The 1,795-nt window shown below is 36.3% G+C and carries 3 protein-coding genes; 1 reads left to right on the top strand and 2 read right to left on the bottom strand.

Annotated elements, in window-relative coordinates; all coding sequences use genetic code 11:
* Nucleotides 1–431, bottom strand: a 431-nt coding sequence (locus AB0G52_RS40925) for a TetR/AcrR family transcriptional regulator (RefSeq protein ID WP_361344351.1), incomplete at its 3' end; no start/stop codon positions are given.
* Nucleotides 432–589: 158 nt separating this feature from the next.
* Here AB0G52_RS40925 and AB0G52_RS40920 point away from each other — a divergent pair.
* Nucleotides 590–1,114 carry a DinB family protein gene (locus AB0G52_RS40920; protein ID WP_127739871.1) on the top strand — a complete coding sequence of 175 codons (525 nt, stop codon included), beginning with the start codon at nucleotides 590–592 and terminating at the stop codon, nucleotides 1,112–1,114.
* Nucleotides 1,115–1,147: 33 nt separating this feature from the next.
* On the opposite strand, the gene AB0G52_RS40915 is transcribed toward AB0G52_RS40920, so the two are convergent.
* Nucleotides 1,148–1,795 (bottom strand): IS1595 family transposase (locus AB0G52_RS40915; protein ID WP_361344348.1); only part of this gene is annotated, 648 nt, incomplete at its 5' end.

Below are 1,795 nucleotides of genomic sequence, written 5' to 3'. Positions count from 1 at the left end.
GCAAAAAATTTAAGGATTAAATCCTTACTTAACCCCTGATTCTGACCATTATCTACATCCACTTCAGCTTCTAGCTCTTCCATCACAAACTTTATAAATTGACTGCGAAAAACCGGTGCCCCTTTACTTGCAAACATAGCCGAAAAAAAGGAGGAATGACGTTCAAAGTATTCAAACCACATAAGATTTCCTTCTGCAAAGCTCAATTCTGATGCTGATTCGCATAGTTTTCTTAATTCGCCGATATGTCCTTCAATCAGCTTTTCGAGTAAATCATATTTATCTAAATAATGCAGATAAACTGTTCTCCTGCCAACATTTGCTTTATCGGCAATATCTTGGATCGTAATTTCATCAATAGCTTTTTCAGTCATCAATGCAATAAAAGCATTTTTGATAGCTTCCTGTGATTTGATTATCCTTCTATCCACCTTGTTCTCCTTCATATACATATCACCAATCTTTCTATAAGGCTCTTTTCGTAAGAATTGTTGCTTTCAATAAAGACAAGGATAAAATTTACTTTTTATGGTATTATTGTTATAAAAGATATCCAGATTTCTATCCGAGTAAATGAGGTGCAAGTTCTATGGAATTTAAGATTGAAAAATTAGATGGATTTAGCTCCCAAATAGGTCATCTTGTCTCGCAAATGAACTATGCTAGAAAAACGACTTTAGAAGCCGTAAATGGCTTAACGACTGCCGAATTAGACTATTTACCGAGCAAGGATAGTAATAGTATCGGTGCCCTTTTATTGCATATGGCTGCTGTTGAAAAGGGGTTTCAAATAGAGATTTTTGATGGTCGGAAACCGAACGGACAAGAAATGGAAGAATGGGGTGCACCATACAGTCTTGGAGATAAAGGCAGGACACATATCAAAGGACATCCCTTAGAGTTTTATATAGCCAAACTAGAAGAAGTTAGAAATAGAACTTTTAAAGAATTCGCTAATCTAGATGATGTTTGGTTGTACGAAAACAGAATATGGGATAACCACCAATCTAACAACTATTTTATTTGGTTTCACGTATTTGAAGATGAAATTAACCATAGAGGTCAAATAAGAATAATTAGAAAAATGTTGTCTCAGAATTCCTTAAATGAATAACAATTAAAGCCGTTCCTTAACAGAATGGCTTTTCTATATCTCTCGTAAGAAATTCACAGTTATATTATTTGAGTTTTGACAAGAACTGAGGAGCATTTGGTTTATCTGTTCTTTTTCAGCCAACTTCTTGCTTTGTTGAAGGAAGCTGAACCAATAAAGGTAATTATCCAAATATTTTGTAGCCACTCCTTGAAATCTATCCATCCACCCCTTTAATCGTTTATGGTAGTTGTTCACGTTCTGCAAGTGGTAGATGCCTTTTTTGACATATCCCTCTTTGCTCAGATTGATGGGTTCGTGTTTTAGTGACTTGATAAGAGCGAATTTTTTGTAGTTGGTAGCTGTATCTGTGCACAACAAAGAAGACGGGTCAATATAACTTCCAATAACCGCGTCAATTTCTTCAGCTCTTACTCGACCAGTTCCAGCCTTCTGAGCAATGACCTGCCCACTTCGGTCCTGAGCGACCACAACAGCAATTTTAAGATTACTAATACCTCTCTTTTTATCTCTACCTCCACGTTTCTTAGGTTCCCTGTCCAAAGTTCTCCTCCCCTTTAGAGACTCTTTAAAAAAGGTTTCGTCGCTTTCGATAATCCCTTTCAACATTTGATATCCAATTGAACGCAGGGCGAAAAGGATTTTATGCCTCCAGTAAAATGCAGTAGAGATATGGATTTT

The sequence above is a fragment of the Streptomyces sp. NPDC021562 genome (assembly GCF_040640875.1).
GTDB lineage: Bacteria > Actinomycetota > Actinomycetes > Streptomycetales > Streptomycetaceae > Streptomyces.
This window is presented reverse-complemented; position numbering and strand designations above follow the sequence as displayed.